The organism is Mesorhizobium sp. ZC-5, assembly GCF_025753855.1.
Lineage (GTDB): Bacteria > Pseudomonadota > Alphaproteobacteria > Rhizobiales > Rhizobiaceae > Neomesorhizobium.
Genome location: NZ_JAOWPT010000005.1, coordinates 397,504 through 418,777, shown reverse-complemented (window position 1 = coordinate 418,777; position 21,274 = coordinate 397,504). Strand labels below are relative to the sequence as shown.

The 21,274-nt window shown below is 62.1% G+C and carries 21 protein-coding genes; 16 read left to right on the top strand and 5 right to left on the bottom strand.

Annotated features, from left to right (window positions below; genetic code table 11):
* Positions 1-35: 35 nt before the first annotated feature.
* The 7 genes from OHD58_RS17085 to OHD58_RS17055 all read left to right on the top strand — a co-directional run bounded on the left by OHD58_RS17085 (position 36) and on the right by OHD58_RS17055 (position 6,707).
* On the top strand, positions 36-377 hold the full coding sequence (locus OHD58_RS17085) for a four helix bundle protein (RefSeq protein WP_412177228.1): 342 nt from the start codon (positions 36-38) through the stop codon (positions 375-377).
* 66 nt (positions 378-443) lie between these two features.
* On the top strand, positions 444-1,385 hold the full coding sequence (locus OHD58_RS17080; RefSeq protein WP_263804612.1) for an alpha-E domain-containing protein: 942 nt from the start codon (positions 444-446) through the stop codon (positions 1,383-1,385).
* A gap of 15 nt (positions 1,386-1,400) precedes the next feature.
* Positions 1,401-2,195, top strand: a complete 795-nt coding sequence (locus OHD58_RS17075) for a transglutaminase family protein (RefSeq protein ID WP_263804611.1) — start codon at positions 1,401-1,403, stop codon at positions 2,193-2,195.
* 33 nt (positions 2,196-2,228) lie between these two features.
* On the top strand, positions 2,229-2,963 hold the full coding sequence (locus OHD58_RS17070) for a proteasome-type protease (RefSeq protein ID WP_263804610.1): 735 nt from the start codon (positions 2,229-2,231) through the stop codon (positions 2,961-2,963).
* A gap of 112 nt (positions 2,964-3,075) precedes the next feature.
* On the top strand, positions 3,076-4,107 hold the full coding sequence (locus OHD58_RS17065; protein ID WP_263804609.1) for a glycosyltransferase family 2 protein: 1,032 nt from the start codon (positions 3,076-3,078) through the stop codon (positions 4,105-4,107).
* Complete coding sequence (locus OHD58_RS17060) at positions 4,100-4,798, top strand: class I SAM-dependent methyltransferase (RefSeq protein WP_263804608.1); 699 nt, start codon at positions 4,100-4,102, stop codon at positions 4,796-4,798. The genes OHD58_RS17065 and OHD58_RS17060 overlap by 8 nt, the downstream gene beginning before the upstream one ends.
* Positions 4,773-6,707: a GtrA family protein gene (locus OHD58_RS17055; RefSeq protein WP_263804607.1), complete on the top strand. Its 1,935-nt coding sequence runs from the start codon at positions 4,773-4,775 to the stop codon at positions 6,705-6,707. The genes OHD58_RS17060 and OHD58_RS17055 overlap by 26 nt, the downstream gene beginning before the upstream one ends.
* Positions 6,708-6,793: 86 nt before the next feature.
* On the opposite strand, the gene rpiB is transcribed toward OHD58_RS17055, so the two are convergent.
* The 5 genes from rpiB to OHD58_RS17030 are packed head-to-tail and all read right to left on the bottom strand — an operon-like array spanning position 6,794 to position 10,863.
* Entirely contained in the window at positions 6,794-7,240 is a 447-nt protein-coding gene (gene rpiB, locus OHD58_RS17050; RefSeq protein WP_263804606.1) for a ribose 5-phosphate isomerase B, read from the bottom strand.
* A gap of 31 nt (positions 7,241-7,271) precedes the next feature.
* Positions 7,272-8,546, bottom strand: coding sequence for a TRAP transporter large permease (locus OHD58_RS17045; RefSeq protein WP_263804605.1), 1,275 nt, complete (start codon positions 8,544-8,546; stop codon positions 7,272-7,274).
* A 10-nt stretch (positions 8,547-8,556) separates the two neighbouring features.
* Positions 8,557-9,024 (bottom strand): TRAP transporter small permease, encoded by a 468-nt coding sequence (locus OHD58_RS17040; protein WP_263804604.1) that lies wholly within the window; start codon positions 9,022-9,024, stop codon positions 8,557-8,559.
* 55 nt (positions 9,025-9,079) lie between these two features.
* Entirely contained in the window at positions 9,080-10,075 is a 996-nt protein-coding gene (locus tag OHD58_RS17035; RefSeq protein WP_263804603.1) for a TRAP transporter substrate-binding protein, read from the bottom strand.
* A gap of 29 nt (positions 10,076-10,104) precedes the next feature.
* On the bottom strand, positions 10,105-10,863 hold the full coding sequence (locus OHD58_RS17030) for a FadR/GntR family transcriptional regulator (protein ID WP_412177227.1): 759 nt from the start codon (positions 10,861-10,863) through the stop codon (positions 10,105-10,107).
* Between the two features lie 159 nt (positions 10,864-11,022).
* Between OHD58_RS17030 and OHD58_RS17025 the strand changes: the two genes are divergently transcribed.
* From OHD58_RS17025 to OHD58_RS16985, 9 genes are all read left to right on the top strand, one after another.
* Positions 11,023-12,444, top strand: coding sequence for a pyridoxal phosphate-dependent decarboxylase family protein (locus OHD58_RS17025; RefSeq protein ID WP_263804602.1), 1,422 nt, complete (start codon positions 11,023-11,025; stop codon positions 12,442-12,444).
* A gap of 225 nt (positions 12,445-12,669) precedes the next feature.
* The gene (locus OHD58_RS17020; protein ID WP_263804601.1) at positions 12,670-13,434 is read left to right on the top strand and encodes a DeoR/GlpR family DNA-binding transcription regulator; all 765 of its coding nucleotides are present in this window, start codon (positions 12,670-12,672) and stop codon (positions 13,432-13,434) included.
* A 126-nt stretch (positions 13,435-13,560) separates the two neighbouring features.
* On the top strand, positions 13,561-15,081 hold the full coding sequence (glpD, locus tag OHD58_RS17015) for a glycerol-3-phosphate dehydrogenase (RefSeq protein WP_263804600.1): 1,521 nt from the start codon (positions 13,561-13,563) through the stop codon (positions 15,079-15,081).
* A gap of 19 nt (positions 15,082-15,100) precedes the next feature.
* On the top strand, positions 15,101-16,183 hold the full coding sequence (locus OHD58_RS17010; protein WP_263804599.1) for an ABC transporter ATP-binding protein: 1,083 nt from the start codon (positions 15,101-15,103) through the stop codon (positions 16,181-16,183).
* 11 nt (positions 16,184-16,194) lie between these two features.
* A complete protein-coding gene (locus tag OHD58_RS17005; protein ID WP_263804598.1) occupies positions 16,195-17,265 on the top strand; it encodes an ABC transporter ATP-binding protein in 1,071 nt (356 codons plus the stop codon).
* A gap of 2 nt (positions 17,266-17,267) precedes the next feature.
* Entirely contained in the window at positions 17,268-18,134 is an 867-nt protein-coding gene (locus OHD58_RS17000; protein ID WP_263804597.1) for a carbohydrate ABC transporter permease, read from the top strand.
* Position 18,135: 1 nt separating this feature from the next.
* The gene (locus OHD58_RS16995) at positions 18,136-19,059 is read left to right on the top strand and encodes a carbohydrate ABC transporter permease (protein WP_263804596.1); all 924 of its coding nucleotides are present in this window, start codon (positions 18,136-18,138) and stop codon (positions 19,057-19,059) included.
* On the top strand, positions 19,059-19,466 hold the full coding sequence (locus OHD58_RS16990) for a DUF2160 domain-containing protein (RefSeq protein ID WP_263804595.1): 408 nt from the start codon (positions 19,059-19,061) through the stop codon (positions 19,464-19,466). Before OHD58_RS16995 ends, OHD58_RS16990 begins: the two co-directional genes overlap by 1 nt.
* A gap of 77 nt (positions 19,467-19,543) precedes the next feature.
* Positions 19,544-21,268, top strand: coding sequence for an ABC transporter substrate-binding protein (locus OHD58_RS16985; RefSeq protein WP_263804594.1), 1,725 nt, complete (start codon positions 19,544-19,546; stop codon positions 21,266-21,268).
* The last annotated feature ends 6 nt before the right edge of the window (positions 21,269-21,274 follow it).

Here is a 21,274-nt window from a genome sequence, read left to right as displayed (position 1 = left end):
AGGGCTCGGCGACGACTGTAAATTCCTACAGAGATTTGCTTGTTTGGAAGGCGGCGATCGAACTCGCTGTGGACTGCTATGCAGCAACCAAAGCGTTTCCGAATAGTGAGATTTACGGAATGATGTCGCAGGTTCGACGGTCGGCAGCCTCCATCGCGGCGAACATCGCCGAAGGTTACGGAAGGGAGCATAGAGGGTCGTTTATTCAGTTTCTGAGGATCGCGCAGGGTTCTCTCAAAGAGTTGGAGACGCATCTGATTTTGTGTGGAAGGGTGAATTTGATGGTCGAAAGCGACGTCCTTCGGTTGCTGACCCAGTCTGATGACCTGGGCAAAATGCTGCGCGCAATGATCCGTAGCCTGCAGCGGAAGCCTTGAGATGGCGGTTTGTCACTACTCACTACTCACTATTCACCATTCACTATCGAGAGGAGCGTCGCGCTAATGCTTCTCGGCCGCACCGCCAATGGCCTCTACTGGATGAGCCGCTATATCGAGCGGACGGAGAACATGGCCCGCCTGCTCGATGCCGGCCTGCGGATGGCGCTGACGCGGACGGCGAGTTCGTCGGAGGAATGGAACTCCGTGCTCCTGAGCGCCGGCGCCGACGTCGCCTTCCGCCAGCGGCACCAGGACGTGAACGCCGAAACCGTGTCGGATTTCCTGCTGCGCGAGCCGACCAATGCGTCGAGCGTCATGGGGGCGATCGAGACGGCACGCAGCAACGCCCGCATGGTGCGCACCGCGCTGACGCGCGAGACCTGGGAATCGATCAACGAAGCCTGGATGGCGCTGAAGCGTATGCTGGCGAGGCCGGTCGAGCAGACCGAACTGCCGAGCGTGCTCGACGCCATCAAGCGCGAGACGGCGCTGATCCGCGGTTCATTTCACGGCACGGCGCTGCGCAACGAAAATTTCGACTTCGCCCAACTCGGCACTTTCATCGAGAGGGCCGACAACACGGCGCGCATCCTCGACGTCAAATATTACGTGCTGCTGCCGTCGATAGCCTGGGTCGGATCGACGCTCGACAATTATCAGTGGGAATCGATCCTGCGCTCGGTCGCCGCGCATCGTTCGTACCGTTGGGTCTACGAAGCCGACTACCGGCCGACCAACATCGCCGACTACCTCATCCTCAACGGCCGCATGCCGCGGTCGCTCGCCTATTGCTACCAGAACATCTCGGAGAGCCTTTCCTACCTGGAGAAGGACTACAACACGCGCCACTGCTGCCACGACACGCTCGACCAGACCCTGGCCAAGCTGAAGGTCAATTCGATCAAGGACATCTTCGATGCCGGCCTGCACGAATTCCTGGTCGAATTCATCCGCGACAACAACAGGTTGGGTGACGAGGTTGCGCAGAACTTCCGCTTCTACTGACGGCGAAAAGACACCATGCTCCTGAAAATCACCCACCGCACCGAATACCGGTACGATGTACCGGTGCATTACGCGCTGCAGCGGTTGCGGCTGGTGCCTTATGGCGGTTCGACGCAAACGATCAGATCATGGTCGCTGGCTATCGACGGCGCGCGAGAGGAGGTGCGGTTCACCGATCATTTCGGCAACGATACGCGGCTCCTGAGCGTCGAGGGCGATCCGCATGTCATCAGCGTCGAAGCGACCGGCGAGGTCGAGACCCACAACACCGCCGGCGTGATGGGCGCGCATCGCGGTTTCGCGCCGCTCTGGCTGTTCGGAAGCGAAACGCCGCTGACTGCGACTGGAGAAGGCATCCGCGGGCTGGCCAAGGAGATCAACGGTGGCGCCGATCTCGACCGGCTGCACCGGCTGATGGCGGCGATCCACGGGCGCGTCGCCTATACGATCGGCGCCACCGATTCCACCACGGTCGCCGAAGACGCGCTGCTTCAGGGCACCGGCGTCTGCCAGGACCACAGCCACATCTTCATCGCCGCCGCGCGGCTGCTGGGCTTTCCAGCGCGCTACGTCAGCGGCTATCTGATGATGAACGACAGGCTGGACCAGGTCGCCACCCATGCCTGGGCGGAAGCCCATGTCGCCAATCTCGGCTGGGTGGCATTCGACGTCGCCAACGGCATTTCGGCCGACGAGCGTTACGTCCGTGTCGCCACCGGCCGCGACTATCGCGACGCCATGCCGGTCTCCGGCATTCGTTTGGGACAGGCGGAAGAACAGCTTGCAGTCCACATCACGGTAGAGCAGTAATCCCCCGATATCGTATGCAGTCAGCGAGATTCGATGACTTATTGTGTCGGCCTCAGGATCGATAGCGGCCTCGTGTTCATGTCGGACACGCGCACCAATGCCGGCATCGATTCCATATCCACCTTCCGCAAGATGCATATCTGGGAGGAGCCGGGCGAGCGCGTCATCGTGCTTTTGACCGCCGGCAACCTGGCGACGACGCAATCGGTGGTGAGCCTGCTCGACGAGCGCACCAAGGCCGTCGCCGACCGCATGCCGACGCTGCTCGAGACGCCTTCGATGTACCAGACCGCAAGGCTGGTCGGGAACACCGTCAAGGAAGTCATCGCCAGCCATGCCGACGAGGGGCAGAAGGCGGATTCCTACTTCAACGCCTCGTTCATCCTCGGCGGCCAGATCAAAGGCAGCCCGCCGCGGCTGTTCCAGATCTATCCGGAAGGCAATTTCATCGAGTGCAGCGAGGACACGCCGTTCTTCCAGATCGGCGAGACCAAATACGGCAAGCCGATCATCGTGCGGGCCTATGACAAGGCGATGAGTTTCGCCGAAACGGCCAAGCTCTTGATGGTCTCGTTCGACTCGACACTGAAATCGAACCTTTCCGTCGGCCTGCCGCTCGACCTGATGTTCTATCCCAAGGACACCATGAAGGTCGGCTTCAGGAAGCGCATCGGCATCGACGATCCGTATTACCGCACCATCTCCGACGGCTGGTCCAACGCTCTGAAGGAAGCCTTCAAGCAGTTGCCGGATTTTCCGGAAACCTGAACAGAAACCGGCTTGGCGGAAGGCCCCTCCCGAAGGCGGCGGGAAGGGGCAATTATCTGTTTTCTAACCTCTCGACTTTATGATCCGTCCGCATCGGGCGGAGAATTGAGCGGTGGGCGGTCTCAAAAAAGTTTCGACGTTGCACGATGTTGCGCTGTCGGTGGTGGTTCCCTGCTACAACGAGCGGGACGGAATAGATGAACTTTACCGGCGCGTAACCGAAGCCTGCCGCAAGCAAACCGGCCATTCCTACGAGATCGTCCTGGTGAACGATGGGTCCACTGACGGTACGCGCGACGCAATCTTTGCGCTGGCCGCCACCGACAGCCGGATTGTCGGCATCGATCTCGCCCGGAATTATGGTCATCAGATTGCGCTCAGCGCGGGCCTGGAGTTTTGCCGCGGCGAGCGGATTCTCATCCTCGACGCCGATCTGCAGGATCCGCCGGAGTTGCTCGGCGACCTCATGGGCAAGATGGACGAGGGTTTCGACGTGGTCTACGGCCAGCGGCTGGAGCGCGAGGGGGAAAGCTGGTTCAAGCTGGCTACCGCGTCGGCGTTCTATCGCGTGTTGCGCCGGATGGTCGACGTCGACATCGCGCCCAATACCGGCGATTTCCGTTTGATGAGCCGCCGCGCGCTCGATCATTTGAACGCGATGCCCGAGCGCTATCGTTTCATTCGCGGAATGGTCAGCTGGATCGGGCTCAGGCAGGTGGCATTCCCGTATCGCCGGCATCGCCGCTTTGCCGGCACCACGCATTATCCCTTGAGGAAGATGATCCTTCTGGCGATGGACGCGATGACGAGTTTCTCCATCGCGCCGCTGCGCTTTGCGTCCCATCTGGGCCTTGCGTTTGGGCTGATGGGTTTCCTTACCCTGGGATACACGCTGATTTCCTGGGCCGTGGGCAGCGTGCTGCCGGGATGGACCAGCCTTGCCGCGATCATATTGATCCTTGGCAGCGTCCAACTGATGGTGCTCGGTATTTTCGGCGAATATCTCGGACGCATGTACATGGAAGCCAAGCGGCGGCCGCTGTACATCGTGAACGAGATAGCCGCTCATGGGACTGCCGGCACGGAAGCGGCGTTGCCGGTTCATCGCCTCCAGAAACTCGTCAAGGAAGCGGTTCGTGCTTGAGGCGGAGTTCGATCGGTTCGCGGCCGAATACCAGGCGCAGCACGAGGCCAGCATCCGGCTGAGCGGCGAAAAGCCTGAATTCTTTGCCAAATACAAGATAGACGACGTCGCCAGGGTGCTCGCCGCTCGGAGCGTCAAGCCGCGCCGCATCCTCGATTTCGGCGCCGGCGTTGGAAATTCGCTCAAGCATATGCGCAATGCCTTTCCCGACAGCGAGATCGTAATGCTCGACCCGTCGTCGCAATCGCTCGACATCGCCCGCCAGCGATTTCCGGGGGAGGCCCGTTTCCAGCCGTTCGACGGCGAGACCATTCCATTCGGCGACCGGCATTTCGACCTGGTCTTCACCGCCTGCGTCTTTCACCACATTCCTGAAACGCTTCATGTCGGCCTGCTCAGGGAGATCGGCCGCGTGCTCGCCAGCGGCGGGAGTTTCTTTCTGTTCGAGCACAATCCCTGGAATCCGCTGACCCTGCATGCGGTTCGAAACTGCGCCTTCGACGAGAATGCCGTGCTGATAAAGCCCGGTGCGATGCGCGCGCGGCTGGCCGCCGCCGGTTTCCCGCACATGCAGACCGTTTTCCGGATATTTTTCCCGCGCGCCCTTGCAGGACTGCGGCCGTTCGAGCGTTTTCTCACCTCCATTCCTCTCGGAGCCCAGTATTTTGTCCATACGGTCAAACACGGCTGAGCAGTCCCGCTTTGTCCGCTTCGGCGTTGTCGGGCTGCTGAATACCGTGGTCGGCTACGGGGTGATCCTTGCCGCGCTCCAACTGGGTTTCGGCGACATCATCGCGAACGTCAGCGGCTACGCCGCGGGGCTTGCCCTGGGCTTTATCCTCAACAGCCGCTGGACCTTCCGCTGGACACCGGGTTTCGGGAGCGGCGTCCTTACGCGATACGCGATGGCGTTCGTTCTGGCCTATGGCGTCAATCTGGCGATCCTGCTGTCGTTTCGCGCCCTCGGCCTTGTCGACAACCCGCTTACCCATCTCGTCGGGATCTGCGCCTATTCGGTGATTTTCTACCTTTGCTCGGCGCGCTTCGTTTTCGTCGCAGCCAACCCGGAGCAGGTCGGTCGCGGCGGTCTTTCCATTGGTTTTTTTGCGAAGCGCTGGCCGGAAGCCGGCGTGTTGACCGGCATCGTTGGCGCCTATCTCCTGCTCCGCAACATCCCGGTCTCGCATGACGTGGTCTGGCAGATGTGGATCGCGCGCCAACTGCTTGGTGGTGCTGCCCTCTACGTCGATATCCTGGAGCTCAATCCGCCACTCTGGTTCTGGATGGCGGTACCGGTCGAGTGGATCGCGCAGGCGTTCGGCATCTCGCCGACGCAGGCAATCGTCGCAGCCGTATTCTCGATGATCGGCGCGGCGCTTTTCCTGCTGGCCGTTCTGATTGCCGACAAACCGCCGCTGACCCGGGCGATGCTGCTTGCCTCGGCCTTGCTCGCGCTGGTGCTCCTGCCGCTGGCGCATTTCGCCCAGCGCGAACACCTCTCATTGATCGGCGCCGTCGCGTATCTCGCGCTGATCGCCCGACGTTTCGACGGAAGGGAAATCGACTGGCGGGCCGCCGCCGCGATCGGCCTGATTGGCGGGATGGGTTTTGCGCTCAAGCACTATTTTGTCCTTGTTCCCATCCTGCTCGAGCTTTGGCTGCTCCATGCGCAACGGCGCAAATGGATGCCGTTGCGTCCCGAAACCCTCGTCCTCTCTGTCGGAGCAATCTGCTACGCGGCGGCTGTTCTGCTTTTCGCTCCAGCCTTCTTCACGACCATGGTGCCGATGGTCAACGCCGCATACGATGGTTACGAGGTGCCGCTCCTGACGCAGATAGCAAAGCCGTTCGTCAGCATATGGGTGTTCACTCTTGTCGTTTTGTGGCTGCAGCGGGGTCAGGCCTCTTCACTGACCGTCGCATCGACCATCGCGGCGGCGGCCTTCTGCGCGGCCTATTTCATGCAAGGGAAGGGCTGGCCCTATCATGCGCTTCCGGTCAGTGCCCTGCTGTTTTTCGCCACGGCGACAGTGTTGCCGAACTACCGCTGGACCGATATGCGGGTCGCCGCGAGCGCCTTGCTGATTGTTTGCCTGCTGGCTCCCGTCTGCGTCGGCGTTGCCAGCGGTCTGTACAAGAATCCAGCCGAGGCGCGCGTCTCCGAATTGCTGCGGGACAGCAAGCCGGGCACGGTCGCTGTCGCCCTTACAGGTAGTCCTTCCAGGATGTGGCCGATGGTCGAGAATGCCGGATTGGTCTGGCCGTCGCGCCATTATGCCTTCTGGATGACATACGTGCTGTTCGCGGAAGAGAAGCAGAATGGAATGCTGTCGCCGGAACTTGCGGCAATGGCCGATACGGTCCGTCGTCAAACCGTGGAGGATCTCGCCTGCAATCCTCCCGAAATTATTCTGGTCGACGATTTCAGCCCTTCGCGGTATCCGGATTTCGATTTGCTGCGCTTCTTTAGGGAAAATGAGGATTTCAAGTCCCTGTTCAGCCACTATACGCTCGACAGGAGAAGCGGGAGGTATACTTCCTACACGAAATCCAGCGAATGGCCACGACCTCCTGCATCGCGTTGCCGGACGATCCACTGAGTCGAGCATGCCGAGGACAGCTGTGGCGGCCCTTGCGTGATCGGCCGGCGCGATCAGAGCCGGAGAGATTTGCTCAAATCGCCCGCCTACCGCTCGGCGTCCATGTCGGCGAGTTTCGCCACCCGCCGCCGGAAATCCTCGTCGGTGGAAAATTCGGCACCGAGGTAGGCGCTGACCAGGTCCTTCGCCAGCCATGCCCCGACGATCTGCGCGCCGATGCACATCACGTTGACGTCGTCGTGCTCGACCGACTGGTGCGCCGAATGGACATCGTGGCAGACCGCCGCGCGGATGCCCTTGACCTTGTTGGCCGCGATCGAGGCGCCGACGCCGGTGCCACAGACCATCAGCCCGCGGTCGGCCTTGCCCGCGACGATCGCTGACGTGACCGCCTTGGCGATGTCGGGAAAATCGACCGGATTGGGATCGTAGGAACCGGCGTCCTGCAATTCATGGCCGAGCGCGCGGATGTGGTCGGCGATCGTCGCCTTGAGCGGAAAGCCGGCATGGTCTGAACCGATAACGATGCGCATCAGGAAGATGTCTCCTCGGAAAGCCTGAAAATCACTGGATCATCCGCGGCAGCCACAACGTCAGATCCTTCATGAAGGTGAGGATCGCCAGCGTGGCCAGCAGCGGAACGTAGAAGGGCAGCAGCGCGCGCAGCAACTGCTTGATCGAAATTTGCGCTATGTTGGCGACAAGGAACAGCGACAGTCCCATCGGTGGCGTCAACAGGCCGATCATCAGGTTGAAGATCGCCACGATGCCGAGCTGCACCGGGTCGACGCCCGCCAGCACCAGCGGCGGCGCGATGATCGGCACCAGGAGCAGCGTCGCCGTCGTCGAATCCAGGAACATGCCGGCCACGAAGAAGATGAGATTGGCGATGATCAGCAGCATCAGCGGGTCCTTCGACCAGCCGAGCAGCGTCGCGGCAAACATCTGCGGCACCTGCTCGACCGCCAGCACCCAGCCGAACAGGGCAGCCGCCGCGACGATGATCAGGATGGCGCTCGAACTGCGTGCGGTAAGCACCGCGGAATTCCACAGGTGCTCCAGCGTCAGCTCCCGGTAGAACACGGCGCTGATGAAGATGACATAGGCGGCGGTGACGGCGGCCGCCTCGGTCGGGGTGAAGGCGCCGGCCATCATGCCGCCTACCATCAGCACCGGCGCGATGATTGCCGGCAGCGCCGGCAGGAAGTCGCGCACGATCTCGCGCAAGGTCGGCCAGCGCTCGGCGCGGGGATGGCCGTGCCGCATCGCGATGATCAGCACCGTGAGCATCAGGAAGAGGGTGCACAGGATCGCCGGCAGGATGCCCGCTATCAGCAGCTGGACGATCGAGACGCTGGTGACCGAGCCATAGACGATCAGCGGGATGGACGGCGGGAAGATCGGGCCGAGCGTCGCCGAGGCCCCCGTCACCGCGCCGGCAAAGGCCGGGTCGAAGCCGCGCTTCTTCATGGCGTCGATCTCGATGCGGCCGAGGCCGCCGATGTCGGCGAGGGCGGCTCCCGACATGCCGGAAAACACCAGGCTGCCGAACACGTTGACCTGCGCCAGCCCGCCGGGAACGCGTCCGACCAGCGTATAGGCGAAACGGAAGATGCGGTCGGTGATGCCGGACAGGTTCATCAGGTTGCCGACGAAGATGAACAAAGGCACCGCGACCAGCGGAAAGCTGTCGAGCGCATAGGTGATGCGCTGGGCAAGCAGGCCGAACGGCAGCCCTTCGATCAGCACGTAGCCGACCGACGGCAAAAGGATGGCGTAGACCACCGGGAAGCCCAGCATGAACAGGGCAAGGAAGACCGCGACGAACAGGAACCCCATGACGGCGGCCTCAGATCGACACGTTGGTGTCGGCTTGCGGCGGCTTGCGCAAATGCACGAGGTGGACGATCGCAGCACCAGCGAAACCGAACAGCGTCGCGCCGAGGAAGATGACGAAGGGAATGCCGAGCGTTGGCGTCGCGTTGTCGAGGTTCTTGGTGATGTTCGCTGCGGTGACATAGGCGAAGAACCCCGTCACGGCGACCGCCGAAACCGAGATCGTCACGTTGACGATGCCGCGCAAAGTGCGCGGCATCGCTGCCTTGAACTCACCCATGACGATGTTCTCGCCGGCTTCGACGACGAGCGGATAGGCGCAGAAGATCAGGCAGATCAGCAGAAAGCGGGTCAGTTCTTCCGCCCCGATGAAAGGCAGGCCGAAGACCCCGCGCATCACCACCTGTGCCATCGGCACCAGGATGATGCCGGCCATGAGCACGACAACGACAGCCGTCAGTATCCGCATCGCGGTCTCCATGTTTTCTTCCTCCCGGGGAGTTGGGAAGCGGGGCCCTTTGCAGGCCCCGCCCGCCTTACTTGACGGCCTGGATCTGTTCGATCAGCGGCCCGAAGGACGGGAAGTCCTGGGCGATCTGGGCGTTGACCTTGGTGCGGAAGGCCGCGAGGTCGAGACCGTCGGCTTCGGTCACCACGGTCATGCCGCGCCCCTTCAGTTCGTCGACCAGCTTCGCCTCGGCTTCATCTGCCCACTGCAGCGATTCCTTCGCCTTGTCGTCCAGCACCTTGGAGATCGCGGCGCGGTGTTCTTCGCTGAGCCCCTGCCAGACCTCCTCGTTGATGAAGACCGCGAGCACGGCCCGCATGTGCCCGGTCATCGACAGGTGCGACTGCACCTCGTTGAGGTTGTTGGAGGCGATCATGGTCAGCGGGTTTTCCTGGCCGACGACGACGCCGGTCATCAGCGCGGTCGGCAGTTCCGACACCTCGACAGGCGTCGGGATAGCGCCAAAACCCTTCACCATCGATACCCACAATTCGAGCGGAACGGCGCGGAACGGCTTGCCCGCGAGGTCGTCGGGCGTTTTCACCGCGAAGTTCGAGGAGATGTGGCGGTCGCCGCGATAGATGCGGCCGATGATGCGCATGCCGCCGGACGCGATCAGCTTTTCGTTGATCGCCTGCAGCGCCGGCGAGGTCGCCGGGTCGGTAGCGGCCAGAGCATGGGCGCCGTCGCGGTAGATGAAGGGCGCATTGAACACGGCGACCTCGGGCACGATGCGGGCGAGCGACGCAAAGTCGTGGTGACCCAGTGAGATCGAGCCCATCTTGACGCCGTCGACCATTTCGGCGACGCCGCCGAGCTGGCTCGCCGGATAGACCTGCACCGTGATTTCGTTGTTGGTCGCCGCGGCGATCGCCTTGGCGGCTTCCTCGGCATAACGCGTCTGGATGTCGCCCTCGGCGCCGACATGGGCGTAACGCAGCTCCTGCGCCACGGCGGCCGAGGCCGCAAGACCGGCGGCGACCAGCGCCCCGGCAATTGCCCTTGAAATCCTGAACTGGAACATTTGTCTTCCTCCCTGTTGATTTTCTGGTTCTAGCTGTCCGGCCGGCCGATCTTGGCGTAGGCCGCCAGCATGCTCTTGCGGCGCAATTCGTCGCCGATGGCAAAATGCTCGCGCAGCCGGGCTTCGGCGGCGTCCGGATCGCGCGCGACGATCGACAGAAACACCTCGCGGTGCGCGTCGACGAGATAGTCGCGGATGCCCTGAACGCCGACGGTCAGCTGCCGTCGCGCCGTATGGCTGCGCTTCAAAAGTTCGGAAATGGCCTGATAGAGCGTGACGAGCGCGGCACTGCGTCCCGCCTCGACGATTGCCAGGTGGAACGCGTAGTCGGCCTCGCCGCCGGCTTCCGGGTCGTCGAGCGTATCCATCAGCCGTGTCAGCCGCCCGCCGATCGCGGCGAGGTCGGCATCGCCGGCGCGTTCGCACGCCAGCCTTATCGCCTGGCATTCGATGGCGATGCGCGCCTGCATGACGTCGTCGAGAATGTCCGGCTGCTGCGCCAACGAAAAGGTCAGGAAATCGGTCAGCACCGAAATGTCGGGGCCTTTCACATAGGCGCCCTTGCCATGGCGGATGTCGAGGAAACCCAGCATCGCCAAGGCGCGGAACGCTTCGCGGAGGACCGGCCGCGAGACGCTGAGCGACAGCGACAGTTCGCGTTCGCTGAGCAGCCGGTCGCCCGGTTTCAGCCGCCCGTCGAGCAGCGCCTTGCGGAAAAAGGAGAACACTTTCTCCGCGCCGAGCAATGCGTCGTTGTCTGCCTGAAGCTCCTCCATGTCAGTGGCCATACAGTGGTCATACCACTTATGTCAAGCGGAAGGACATTGCGCCTCGGCGGTCTGGTTTTCGTCTGTGGGAACTGGTTTCATTGGCCAGCCGGCGCGCCCTACGGGCGAAATGTCTGCTAAGGATGGAAGACGCTTCGAAACCTTGCCGGTGAAAATCCCATGAATCCTGACGAATTCCGCGACTGGTCCCGCAAGGCCGCCGAATGGGGTGCGGATTACCGCGAGACCTTGCGTGAACGGCCGGTGCGCGCGCAGACGCAACCGGGCGACATCTTGGCCCAAATTGCCGCATCGCCGCCGGAAGCCGCCGAGCCGATGGAAACGATCCTCGCGGATTTCGAGGAAAAGATCGTGCCCGGCATGACGCACTGGCAGCATCCGCGCTTCTTCGCCTATTTTCCCGCCAATGCGGCGCCGGTTTCGGTGGTCGCCGAATACCTCGTCTCAGCGATGGCCGCGCAATGCATGCTGTGGCAGACCTCGCCGGCCGCGACAGAACTCGAAACGCGCATCGTCGACTGGATGCGCCAGGCGCTCGGCCTGCCGGAAGGATTTTCCGGCGTCATCCAAGATTCCGCCTCGTCGGCGACGCTTGCCGCCGTGCTGGTGATGCGCGAACGGGCGCTCGGCTGGCAAGGCAACAAGCAGGGGCTCAGCGGCCAGCCTGCCATTCGCATCTACTGTTCCGACCAGGTCCACACCTCGATCGACCGCGCCATCTGGGTATCGGGCATCGGCGAGGAAAACCTTGTCCGTATCCCGACCGCCGGCGCCTTGCGCGGCATGGATATCGCCGCACTGGAGGCAGGAATCGCCGCCGACAAGGCGGCCGGGTTTCTGCCCGCAGGCATCATTGCCTGCGTCGGCGGCACCAGCATTGGCGGCACCGACGACATCGCAGGCGTTTGCGCGGTCGCCGCCAGGCACGGCCTCTACGTGCATGTCGACGCCGCCTGGGCGGGCTCTGCCATGATCTGCGAAGAATTCCGGCACTATTGGGCTGGCGTCGACGGCGCCGATTCCATCGTCTTCAACCCGCACAAATGGTTGGGCGCGCAGTTCGACTGTTCGATCCAGTTCATCCGAGAGCCTGATAGCCTGGTGAAGACGCTGGCGATCCAGCCGGAATATCTGAAGACCCATGGCAAGGACGGCATCATCAACTACTCGGAATGGTCGGTGCCGCTCGGCCGGCGTTTCCGCGCACTGAAACTGTGGTTCCTGCTAAGGGCGCACGGGCTGGAAGGGTTGCGAAAAATGATCCGCAACCATGTCCGCTGGAGCGAAAAGCTCGCAGCGCGCCTCGCCGCCGAGCCGGGTTTCGAGATCGTCTCCGAGCCGATGCTGTCGCTGTTTTCGTTCCGCCACCAGCCACCCGCGGGGAGCGATGCCGACAGGCATAATCTCGCCCTCGTCAACGCGATCAATGACGACGGCCGCATCTACCTGACGCAGACGCGGGTAGACGGCCAGGTGGCGATCCGTTTTCAGGCAGGGCAGTTCGAGACAACCGAGGCCGATATCGACTCGGCTTTCAAGACGATCACCGAAATAGCATGCAGGCGGCACGAAAACGGCTGATCCAGCCGATTGCCAGGCTGAATTGACATGCACGATGCATGGAACGCGCGGGTTGCGGCTGCAAAACCTGGTCGGAACTGCGGCATTTTCGAGTTCGCCTGGAAATTTCGTGAAAAATTCGGGCATTTTGGCGGATTTGGCGTTTCGTTTGGCCAAAGCATTGACTCTTTCTCGCTTTCGTTTTCGAATATGATCATAAAAAACGAAAACGGGAGCACCCGAGCCATGTACCTGACCCCGCGCCATTCCGAGATAATCCAGATGGCGAAGGACAACGGAAGGGTGCTGGTCGACGACCTCGCCGTGCATTTTGCGGTGACGCCGCAGACGATCCGCAAGGATCTCAATGATTTGTGCGATCAGCGGCTTCTGACCCGCGTCCATGGCGGGGCGCTTTTCCCGTCCGGCATCGAGAACATGGAATACGAGGCGCGCCGGAAAATCGCCGCCGACGAGAAGGAGGCGATCGGCAAGGCAGCCGCGCGGCTGATCCCCGACAACGCATCGCTTTTCATCAACATCGGCACCACCACCGAGGCCGTCTCGAAGGCGCTTCTCGACCATACCGGACTCATGGTCATCACCAATAACATCAATGTTGCCAACCGGATGCGGGTATATCCTGAGATAGAGGTCGTGATCGCCGGCGGCGTCGTGCGCGGGTCCGATGGCGGCATCGTCGGCGAGGCGGCGGTCGATTTCATCAAGCAGTTCAAGGTCGACTACGCAGTGATCGGCGCCTCGGCCATCGATCTCGACGGCGCGCTGCTCGACTTCGATTTTCGCGAAGTGAAGGTGGCGCAGGCCATCATCGCCAATGCGCGCCAGGTAATCCTGGTCTCCGACGCGACCAAGTTCGAACGCACCGCCCCCGTGCGCATCGGCCATCTCAGCCAGGTCGACACCTTCATCACCGACCGCTGCGACATCGAAGAGGTGCGCAAGATCTGCCAGGACAACGAAGTCGAGCTCGTCGAGACGCTGCCCTGAGGCCGTGCAAAGCGAATGTGCTGCGTGAGCTGAGATTTCGTTTGACATTCGTTCTTCGTTCGAAATAATTCCCAAACGCTTTCGGAAAGCCGCAAGAATGCTGCACTGCGAAAGCCGGGAGGTTTTGTGGACGAAATCCATGACATCTTTGTCATCGGCGGCGGCATTAATGGCTGCGGCATAGCGCGTGACGCAGCGGGTCGTGGCTATTCCGTTTTCCTATGCGAAATGAATGACTTGGCCAGCGGAACTTCATCCGGTTCGACCAAGCTGATCCACGGCGGGCTGCGTTATCTCGAACATTACGAGTTTCGTTTGGTGCGCGAATCCCTGATGGAGCGCGAAGTGCTGTGGCGCAATGCGCCGCACATCATATGGCCGATGCGTTTCGTTCTGCCTTACGCCGAAGGGCTGCGCCCGGCCTGGCTAATCCGGCTCGGGCTTTTCCTCTACGATCACATTGGCGGACGCAAGGAACTGCCGGCGACGAAGACGCTCGACATGGCCGTCGACGCTTCGGGCAAGCCGTTGAAAAACCTGTTTAAAAAGGCCTTCGAATATTCCGACTGCTGGGTCAACGACGCCCGCATGGTGGTGCTGAACGCGCGCGATGCGGCCGACCGTGGCGCGACGGTCCGCACCCGCGCCAAGGTCACCGGCGCGCGCCGCGACAATGGTCACTGGGTGATCGGCGTCGAGAATTCGCGCACCCGCCGGACCGAGGAGGTGAGGGCGCGGCTGATCGTCAACGCCGCCGGCCCGTGGGTCGATCACGTGCTCTCAGCGGCGGTCGGACAGAACGATGTCCATAATGTGCGCCTGGTCCAGGGCAGCCATATCGTGGTGCCGAAAAAGTTCGAGGATCCAAGGGCCTACTTTTTCCAGAACCGCGATGGCCGCATCATCTTCGCCATTCCCTACGAGGAAGACTACACTCTGATCGGCACCACGGACCGCGACTATGAAGGCGATCCGAATGCTGTGGTCATCTCCGATTCCGAGATCGACTATCTATGCGACGCGGCAAGTGAGTATTTCAGCCAGCCGGTGAAACGCGAGGACATCGTCTGGACCTACTCGGCGGTGCGCCCGCTCTATGACGACGGCGCCGCGAAGGCGCAGGAGGCGACGCGCGACTATGTGCTGAAGGCGGAGAACCCCGAGGGTGCGGCGCCGATCGTCAACATCTTCGGCGGCAAGATCACCACCTACCGCCGCCTGTCGGAGGCGATGCTGGAGAAGGTCGAGGCCTTGCTTGGCAGGAAGGGCAAGCCGTGGACGGCAAGTGCCGCATTGCCGGGCGGCGACTTTCCCGCCAAGGGTTTTGATGCCCAGGTGAAAAAGCTCAAGGATGCCTATCCGTTTCTCGATTTCGTTCATGCGCGCCGGTTGACCCGGCTTTACGGCACGCGGGCAAAAACTGTTCTCGGCCTCGCCAAATCGAACGCGGACCTCGGCAGGAATTTCGGTGCCGATCTCTACGAGGCGGAAGTACGCTACCTCGCTGAAAACGAGTGGGCAGTGACCGCCGAAGATGTACTGTGGCGGCGTACCAAGCGCGGCCTGCGGCTGACGCGGGAACAGGCGTCGGTGCTGGAGGAATTCATGCGCGGGCTTGCCAATACGCACACGGCAGCGGCGGAATAGGGCGGGGCGGGAGGAACCGATGCTCGAGCTCAGGAATGTTTCGAAGGTGGCAGGCGGCCAGTCGCACATCAGCGACGTGTCGCTGGTGCTTCAGCACGGCTCGCTCAACGTGCTACTCGGCCCTACGCTGTCGGGCAAGACCAGCCTGATGCGGCTGATGGCCGGGCTCGACGTGCCGACGTCGGGCTCCGTCTGGTTCGATGGTGTCAATGTCACCGGCGTGCCGGTGCAGAAGCGCAAGATCGCCATGGTCTACCAGCAGTTCATCAATTATCCGGCGATGACCGTCTACGAGAACATTGCGTCGCCGCTGCGGGTCGCCGGCGCCGAGCAATCCAAGATCGACGCTGAAGTCCGCCGCGCTGCCGAGTTGCTGCGGCTGACGCCCTATCTCGACCGCACGCCGCTCAACCTTTCCGGCGGCCAGCAGCAGCGCACGGCGCTGGCGCGCGCCATCGTCAAGAACGCTGGGCTGGTGCTGCTCGACGAGCCGCTCGCCAACCTCGACTACAAGCTGCGCGAGGAGTTGCGCGCCGAATTGCCAAAAATCTTCGCCGCAGCCGGCACCATCTTCGTCTATGCGACGACGGAGCCGCACGAAGCGCTGCTGCTCGGCGGCAACACCGCAACCCTGTCGGAGGGCCGGGTGACGCAGTTCGGGCCGACGATCGAGGTGTTCCGCAAGCCGAACGACCTGGTCACCGCAAAAACGTTCGCCGACCCGCCGCTGAACACGATCGTGTTGCGCAAGACGGGATCCGGTTTCCAGCTTGATGGTGGGGTGGGCCTGCCTGTTCCCCGCGAACTCTCCGGCATAGCCGACGGTCCCTATACGATCGGCTTCCAGCCCCACCATCTTTCTCTCAGCCGCCCGAATGCCGAGGCGGTGCCGGTGCGCGCCAAGGTGACGGCAACGGAGATCACCGGCTCGGAAAGCTTCGTGCATCTCGATTTCGCCGATGCGCGATGGGTCATGCTGGCGCCTGGCATCCATCATTTCGAGGCGGACGAGACTGTCGATGTGTTCATCGACCCGCGCCACCTGATGGTGTTCGATAGCGACGGCCGCGCGGCCGGCGTTTCCCCGAAACTGGCGGCCTAGAGGAGGGCAGGATGGCTCGGATCGACCTCAACCACATCCGCCACTCCTATGTGGCGAACCCGAAAGCCGAATCCGACTATGCGCTGAAGGAAGTGCATACGAGTTTTGCCGACGGCGGCGCCTATGCGCTGCTCGGACCGTCGGGCTGCGGCAAGACCACGCTCTTGAACATCATTTCCGGCCTGCTGCGCGCCTCGCACGGCCAGTTGCTGTTCGACAGCACCGACGTCAACAATCTGTCGACGCAGGAGCGCAACATCGCGCAGGTGTTCCAGTTTCCGGTCATCTACGACACCATGACCGTCTACGACAATCTGGCGTTCCCGCTGCGCAATCGCGGCGTCGCCGAGGCCGATGTGGACCGCAAGGTACGCGAAATCCTCGAGATGATCGACCTCGCGGACTGGGCAAAGAAGAAGGCGCGCGGTCTGACCGCCGACCAGAAGCAGAAGATCTCGCTCGGCCGCGGGCTGGTGCGCTCCGACGTCAACGCCATCCTGTTCGACGAGCCGCTGACCGTCATCGACCCGCACATGAAATGGGTGCTGCGCTCGCAATTAAAGCAGCTCCACCGGCGCTTCGGCTATACGATGGTCTACGTCACCCACGACCAGACCGAGGCGCTGACCTTCGCCGAGAAGGTGGTGGTGATGTACGAGGGCGAGATCGTGCAGATCGGCACGCCCGACGAGCTGTTCGAGCGGCCGAGCCACACGTTTGTCGGCTATTTCATTGGCTCGCCCGGCATGAACGTCATGCCGGTGGCCATCGACGGCAGCAAGGCGCGCGTCGGCAGCCAGACGATTCAGCTGCCGGGTGGGCTGAAAAGTCCAGGCGAGGGGGCGACGGAACTCGGCATCCGCCCCGAATTCGTCAGGCTCGGCAAGACCGGCATGCCGGTGTCGATCCGCAAGGTCGAGGACATCGGCCGCCAGAAGATCGTCCGCGCCAACCTCGAAGGCCGCGAGATCGCGGCGATCGTCGGCGAGGACGCCTACATTCCAGCTGACCCGCATGTCACCTTCGACCCCAAGGGGATCAACATCTACGCCGGCTCCTGGCGTGTCGAGATGGGAGCCTGACCATGGAAAAGACCTGGAACAACAAAGCCTGGTTCATGGTGCTGCCGGTGCTGATATTGGTGGCCTTCTCGGCGCTGATCCCGCTGATGACGGTGGTCAACTACTCGGTTCAGGACACCTTCGGAAACAACGTCTTCTTCTGGGTCGGCAGCGAGTGGTTCGAGGAGATGCTGACGTCGGACCGCTTCTGGGAGGCGATGGGCCGCAATCTCATCTTTTCCGCCATCATTCTGGCGATCGAGATACCGCTGGGCATCTTCATTGCGCTCAACATGCCGAAGTCCGGCTGGGGGGTACCGGTCTGCCTGGTGCTGATGGCGCTGCCGCTGCTCATTCCGTGGAATGTCGTCGGCACGATCTGGCAGGTCTTCGGACGCGTCGACATCGGGCTTCTGGGCTATACGCTGAGGCAGCTCGGCATCGATTACAATTACGTCAACGATCCGTTCGATGCCTGGGTGACGGTTATCGTCATGGATGTCTGGCACTGGACGAGCCTTGTCGTGCTCTTGTGCTACGCCGGTCTGGTGTCGATCCCCGACGCCTATTACCAGGCTGCCAAGATCGATGGGGCGTCGCGCTGGGCGATCTTCCGCTATATCCAGCTGCCGAAGATGAACCGGGTGCTCCTGATCGCCGTGCTCTTGCGCTTCATGGATAGCTTCATGATCTACACCGAGCCCTTCGTGGTGACCGGCGGTGGCCCCGGCAACTCCACGACGTTCCTGTCGATCGACCTGGTGAAGATGGCGATCGGCCAGTTCGACCTCGGACCGGCGGCCGCGATGTCGATCATCTACTTCCTGATCGTGCTTCTGTTTTCATGGGTGTTCTACACCGTGATGACAAACTACGACGCGGAGAAATAGGATGGCGGCGCCCGATCAGAACACCGCCAATAACGAAATGCTGGCCCGGCAGGCCGAAGCACGGGCAACGGCCGGCAATCTGTCGCAAGCCGAGATCGGTCGCCGCATGCGCCGCCGCGGCGATGAATCGCGCTTCTGGTGGCTGGTGCCGACGCTCTACATCATTTTCCTGATGCTGCCGATCTATTGGCTCATCAACATGAGCTTCAAGACCAATCAGGAAATCCTTGGTCAGTTTTCGCTGTGGCCGCAGGACCCGACCCTGCGCAACTACGCCGTCATCTTCACAGACCCGTCCTGGTACAAGGGCTACATCAACTCGATCATCTATGTGGTCATGAACACGGTGATTTCCGTGCTCGCGGCGCTGCCGGCGGCCTACGCCTTCTCGCGCTACCGCTTCCTCGGCGACAAGCATTTGTTCTTCTGGCTGCTCACCAACCGCATGGCGCCGCCGGCGGTGTTCGCGCTGCCGTTCTTCCAGCTCTATTCCGCCTTCGGGCTGATCGACACCCATATCGCGGTGGCGCTGGCGCACTGCCTGTTCAACGTGCCGCTGGCGGTGTGGATTCTTGAAGGTTTCATGTCCGGCGTGCCGAAGGAGATCGACGAGACCGCCTATATCGACGGCTATTCCTTCCCGCGCTTCTTCGTGAAGATCTTCACCCCGCTGATTGCCAGCGGCATCGGCGTCGCGGCTTTCTTCTGCTTCATGTTCTCGTGGGTGGAATTGTTGATCGCACGCACGCTGACAACCACCGACGCCAAGCCGATCGCCGCGATCATGACCCGCACCGTGTCGGCCTCCGGGCTAGACTGGGGCGTGCTGGCGGCGGCCGGTGTGCTCACCATCATTCCCGGTGCGCTGGTGATCTGGTTCGTGCGCAACTACATCGCCAAGGGCTTTGCCCTGGGGAGGGTATGATGACCGCCACCCGTCGCTGGCAGATACCGCTTGTCGTCGTGCTTGTGCTCTACGGTGTCGTGGCGTGGCTGCTTGCCATGCAACTGCCGCTCAAGGACGGCGAGATCGACTGGTTCGCTTCGCTTTTCCCCGGCGGCTGGATGGCGTGGTCGTTTCCGAGCGCGCTGTTCTTCCTGACCATTCTTCTGCTGCTTTTGCTGATGGCGGTGTGGGAGTTTGCCTCGCCGGGCGGCAATCCGCGTGTCGGCGTGCTGCGCTTCGAGACGACGCGCGGCGACCGTCTCTTCGTTTCGCTGCTCGGCAGCGCCTTCATCCATCTCGCTTGGCTGGGTCTTGTCGGACCTAGCCTGTGGTGGGCTCTCGCTCTCTCCGTGGTCTACGCCATCGGCGTGTTCCGCTACGTATAGAGGGGGAAACTGTTGGAGCGGCCGCGTGCCGGCGACCGCCCCAAATCGCACTTTGAAACCTTTAAGGGAGGAAACTCATGCGACGGCAAATATTAGCATCAACGAGCATTCTTGCACTTGTCCTTTGCTCCAGTCAGGCCTGGGCCGGCATGGACGAAGCCAAGGCGTTCCTCGACGCCGAAATCCAGGACATGTCGACCCTGGACCGCGCCGCCCAGGAAGCCGAAATGCAGTGGTTCATCGATGCGGCGAAGCCATTCGCCGGCATGGAGATCAAGGTCGTCTCGGAAACGATCACCACCCACGAATATGAATCGAAGACGCTGGCCAAGGCGTTTTCGGACATCACCGGCATCAAGATCACCCATGACCTGATCGGCGAGGGCGACGTCGTCGAAAAGCTGCAGACCCAGATGCAGTCGGGTGAAAACGTCTATGACGCCTACGTCAACGACAGCGATCTGATCGGAACGCACTGGCGCTACCAGCAGGCGCGCAGCCTGACCGACTGGATGGCGAACGAGGGCAAGGATGTCACCAACCCGAACCTCGACCTCGCCGACTTCATCGGCACCAAGTTCACGACGGCTCCGGACGGCGACCTCTACCAGCTGCCCGACCAGCAGTTCGCGAACCTCTACTGGTTCCGCTACGACTGGTTCAACGATGAGAAGAACAAGGCCGACTTCAAGGCGAAGTACGGCTACGATCTCGGCGTGCCGGTCAACTGGTCGGCCTATGAGGACATCGCCGAGTTCTTCACCGGTCGCGAGATCGACGGCAAGAAGGTCTACGGCCACATGGACTATGGCAAGAAGGACCCGTCGCTTGGTTGGCGGTTCACCGACGCCTGGCTCTCCATGGCCGGCAACGGCGACAAGGGCCTGCCGAACGGCTTGCCAGTCGACGAATGGGGTATCAAGGTCAACGACAAGTCGCAGCCGGTCGGCTCGTGCGTGGCGCGTGGCGGCGACACCAACGGCCCGGCCTCGGTTTATGCCATCCAGAAATATCTCGACTGGTTGAAGGCCTACGCACCGGCCGCCGCCCAGGGCATGACTTTTGGCGAATCCGGGCCGGTTCCCTCGCAGGGCGAGGTCGCGCAGCAGATGTTCACCTATACGGCTTTCACGGCTGACTTCGTCAAGCCGGGCCTGCCGGTGGTGAACGAGGACGGCACGCCGAAATGGCGTTTCGCTCCGTCGCCGCACGGCGTCTACTGGAAGGACGGCATGAAGCTCGGCTACCAGGACGTGGGTTCCTGGACGCTGCTGAAGTCGACGCCGGACGACCGCGCCAAGGCTGCCTGGCTCTATGCGCAGTTCGTCACCTCCAAGACCGTGGATGTGAAGAAGAGCCATGTCGGCCTGACGCTCATCCGCGAATCGACCATCCAGCACAAGTCGTTCACCGATCGCGCGCCGAAGCTCGGCGGGTTGATCGAGTTCTACCGGTCGCCGGCCCGCGTGCAGTGGTCGCCGACGGGAACGAACGTGCCGGATTATCCGAAGCTGGCCCAGCTGTGGTGGCAGGCGATCGGCGACGCGTCGTCGGGCGCCAAGACAGCGCAGGAAGCGATGGACTCGCTCTGCGCGGAACAGGAGCAGGTGCTGGAGCGTCTCGAGCGCGCCGGTGTGCAGGGCGATATCGGCCCGAAGCTCGCCGAGGAGCACGACCTGGCCTACTGGAACGCGGAAGCGGTGAAGGCAGGCAATCTCGCGCCGCAGCTGAAGATCGAGAACGAGAAGGAACAAGGCCAGACCGTAAGCTATGACGAGCTGGTGAAGAGCTGGCAGAAGTAAGAGCGA

What these genes read in the sequence shown, in the direction of transcription:
- rpiB (WP_263804606.1), bottom strand. Translation starts at nt 7,240, where the DNA reads ATGCGCATCGTTATCGGTTCAGACCATGCCGGCTTTCCGCTCAAGGCG.
- OHD58_RS17070 (WP_263804610.1), top strand. Translation starts at nt 2,229, where the DNA reads ATGACTTATTGTGTCGGCCTCAGGATCGATAGCGGCCTCGTGTTCATG.
- OHD58_RS17025 (WP_263804602.1), top strand. Translation starts at nt 11,023, where the DNA reads ATGAATCCTGACGAATTCCGCGACTGGTCCCGCAAGGCCGCCGAATGG.
- OHD58_RS17030 (WP_412177227.1), bottom strand. Translation starts at nt 10,863, where the DNA reads ATGGCCACTGACATGGAGGAGCTTCAGGCAGACAACGACGCATTGCTC.
- OHD58_RS17005 (WP_263804598.1), top strand. Translation starts at nt 16,195, where the DNA reads ATGGCTCGGATCGACCTCAACCACATCCGCCACTCCTATGTGGCGAAC.
- OHD58_RS17020 (WP_263804601.1), top strand. Translation starts at nt 12,670, where the DNA reads ATGTACCTGACCCCGCGCCATTCCGAGATAATCCAGATGGCGAAGGAC.
- OHD58_RS16985 (WP_263804594.1), top strand. Translation starts at nt 19,544, where the DNA reads ATGCGACGGCAAATATTAGCATCAACGAGCATTCTTGCACTTGTCCTT.
- OHD58_RS17010 (WP_263804599.1), top strand. Translation starts at nt 15,101, where the DNA reads ATGCTCGAGCTCAGGAATGTTTCGAAGGTGGCAGGCGGCCAGTCGCAC.
- OHD58_RS17080 (WP_263804612.1), top strand. Translation starts at nt 444, where the DNA reads ATGCTTCTCGGCCGCACCGCCAATGGCCTCTACTGGATGAGCCGCTAT.
- OHD58_RS16995 (WP_263804596.1), top strand. Translation starts at nt 18,136, where the DNA reads ATGGCGGCGCCCGATCAGAACACCGCCAATAACGAAATGCTGGCCCGG.
- OHD58_RS17075 (WP_263804611.1), top strand. Translation starts at nt 1,401, where the DNA reads ATGCTCCTGAAAATCACCCACCGCACCGAATACCGGTACGATGTACCG.
- OHD58_RS17045 (WP_263804605.1), bottom strand. Translation starts at nt 8,546, where the DNA reads ATGGGGTTCCTGTTCGTCGCGGTCTTCCTTGCCCTGTTCATGCTGGGC.
- OHD58_RS16990 (WP_263804595.1), top strand. Translation starts at nt 19,059, where the DNA reads ATGACCGCCACCCGTCGCTGGCAGATACCGCTTGTCGTCGTGCTTGTG.
- OHD58_RS17000 (WP_263804597.1), top strand. Translation starts at nt 17,268, where the DNA reads ATGGAAAAGACCTGGAACAACAAAGCCTGGTTCATGGTGCTGCCGGTG.
- OHD58_RS17035 (WP_263804603.1), bottom strand. Translation starts at nt 10,075, where the DNA reads ATGTTCCAGTTCAGGATTTCAAGGGCAATTGCCGGGGCGCTGGTCGCC.
- OHD58_RS17040 (WP_263804604.1), bottom strand. Translation starts at nt 9,024, where the DNA reads ATGGAGACCGCGATGCGGATACTGACGGCTGTCGTTGTCGTGCTCATG.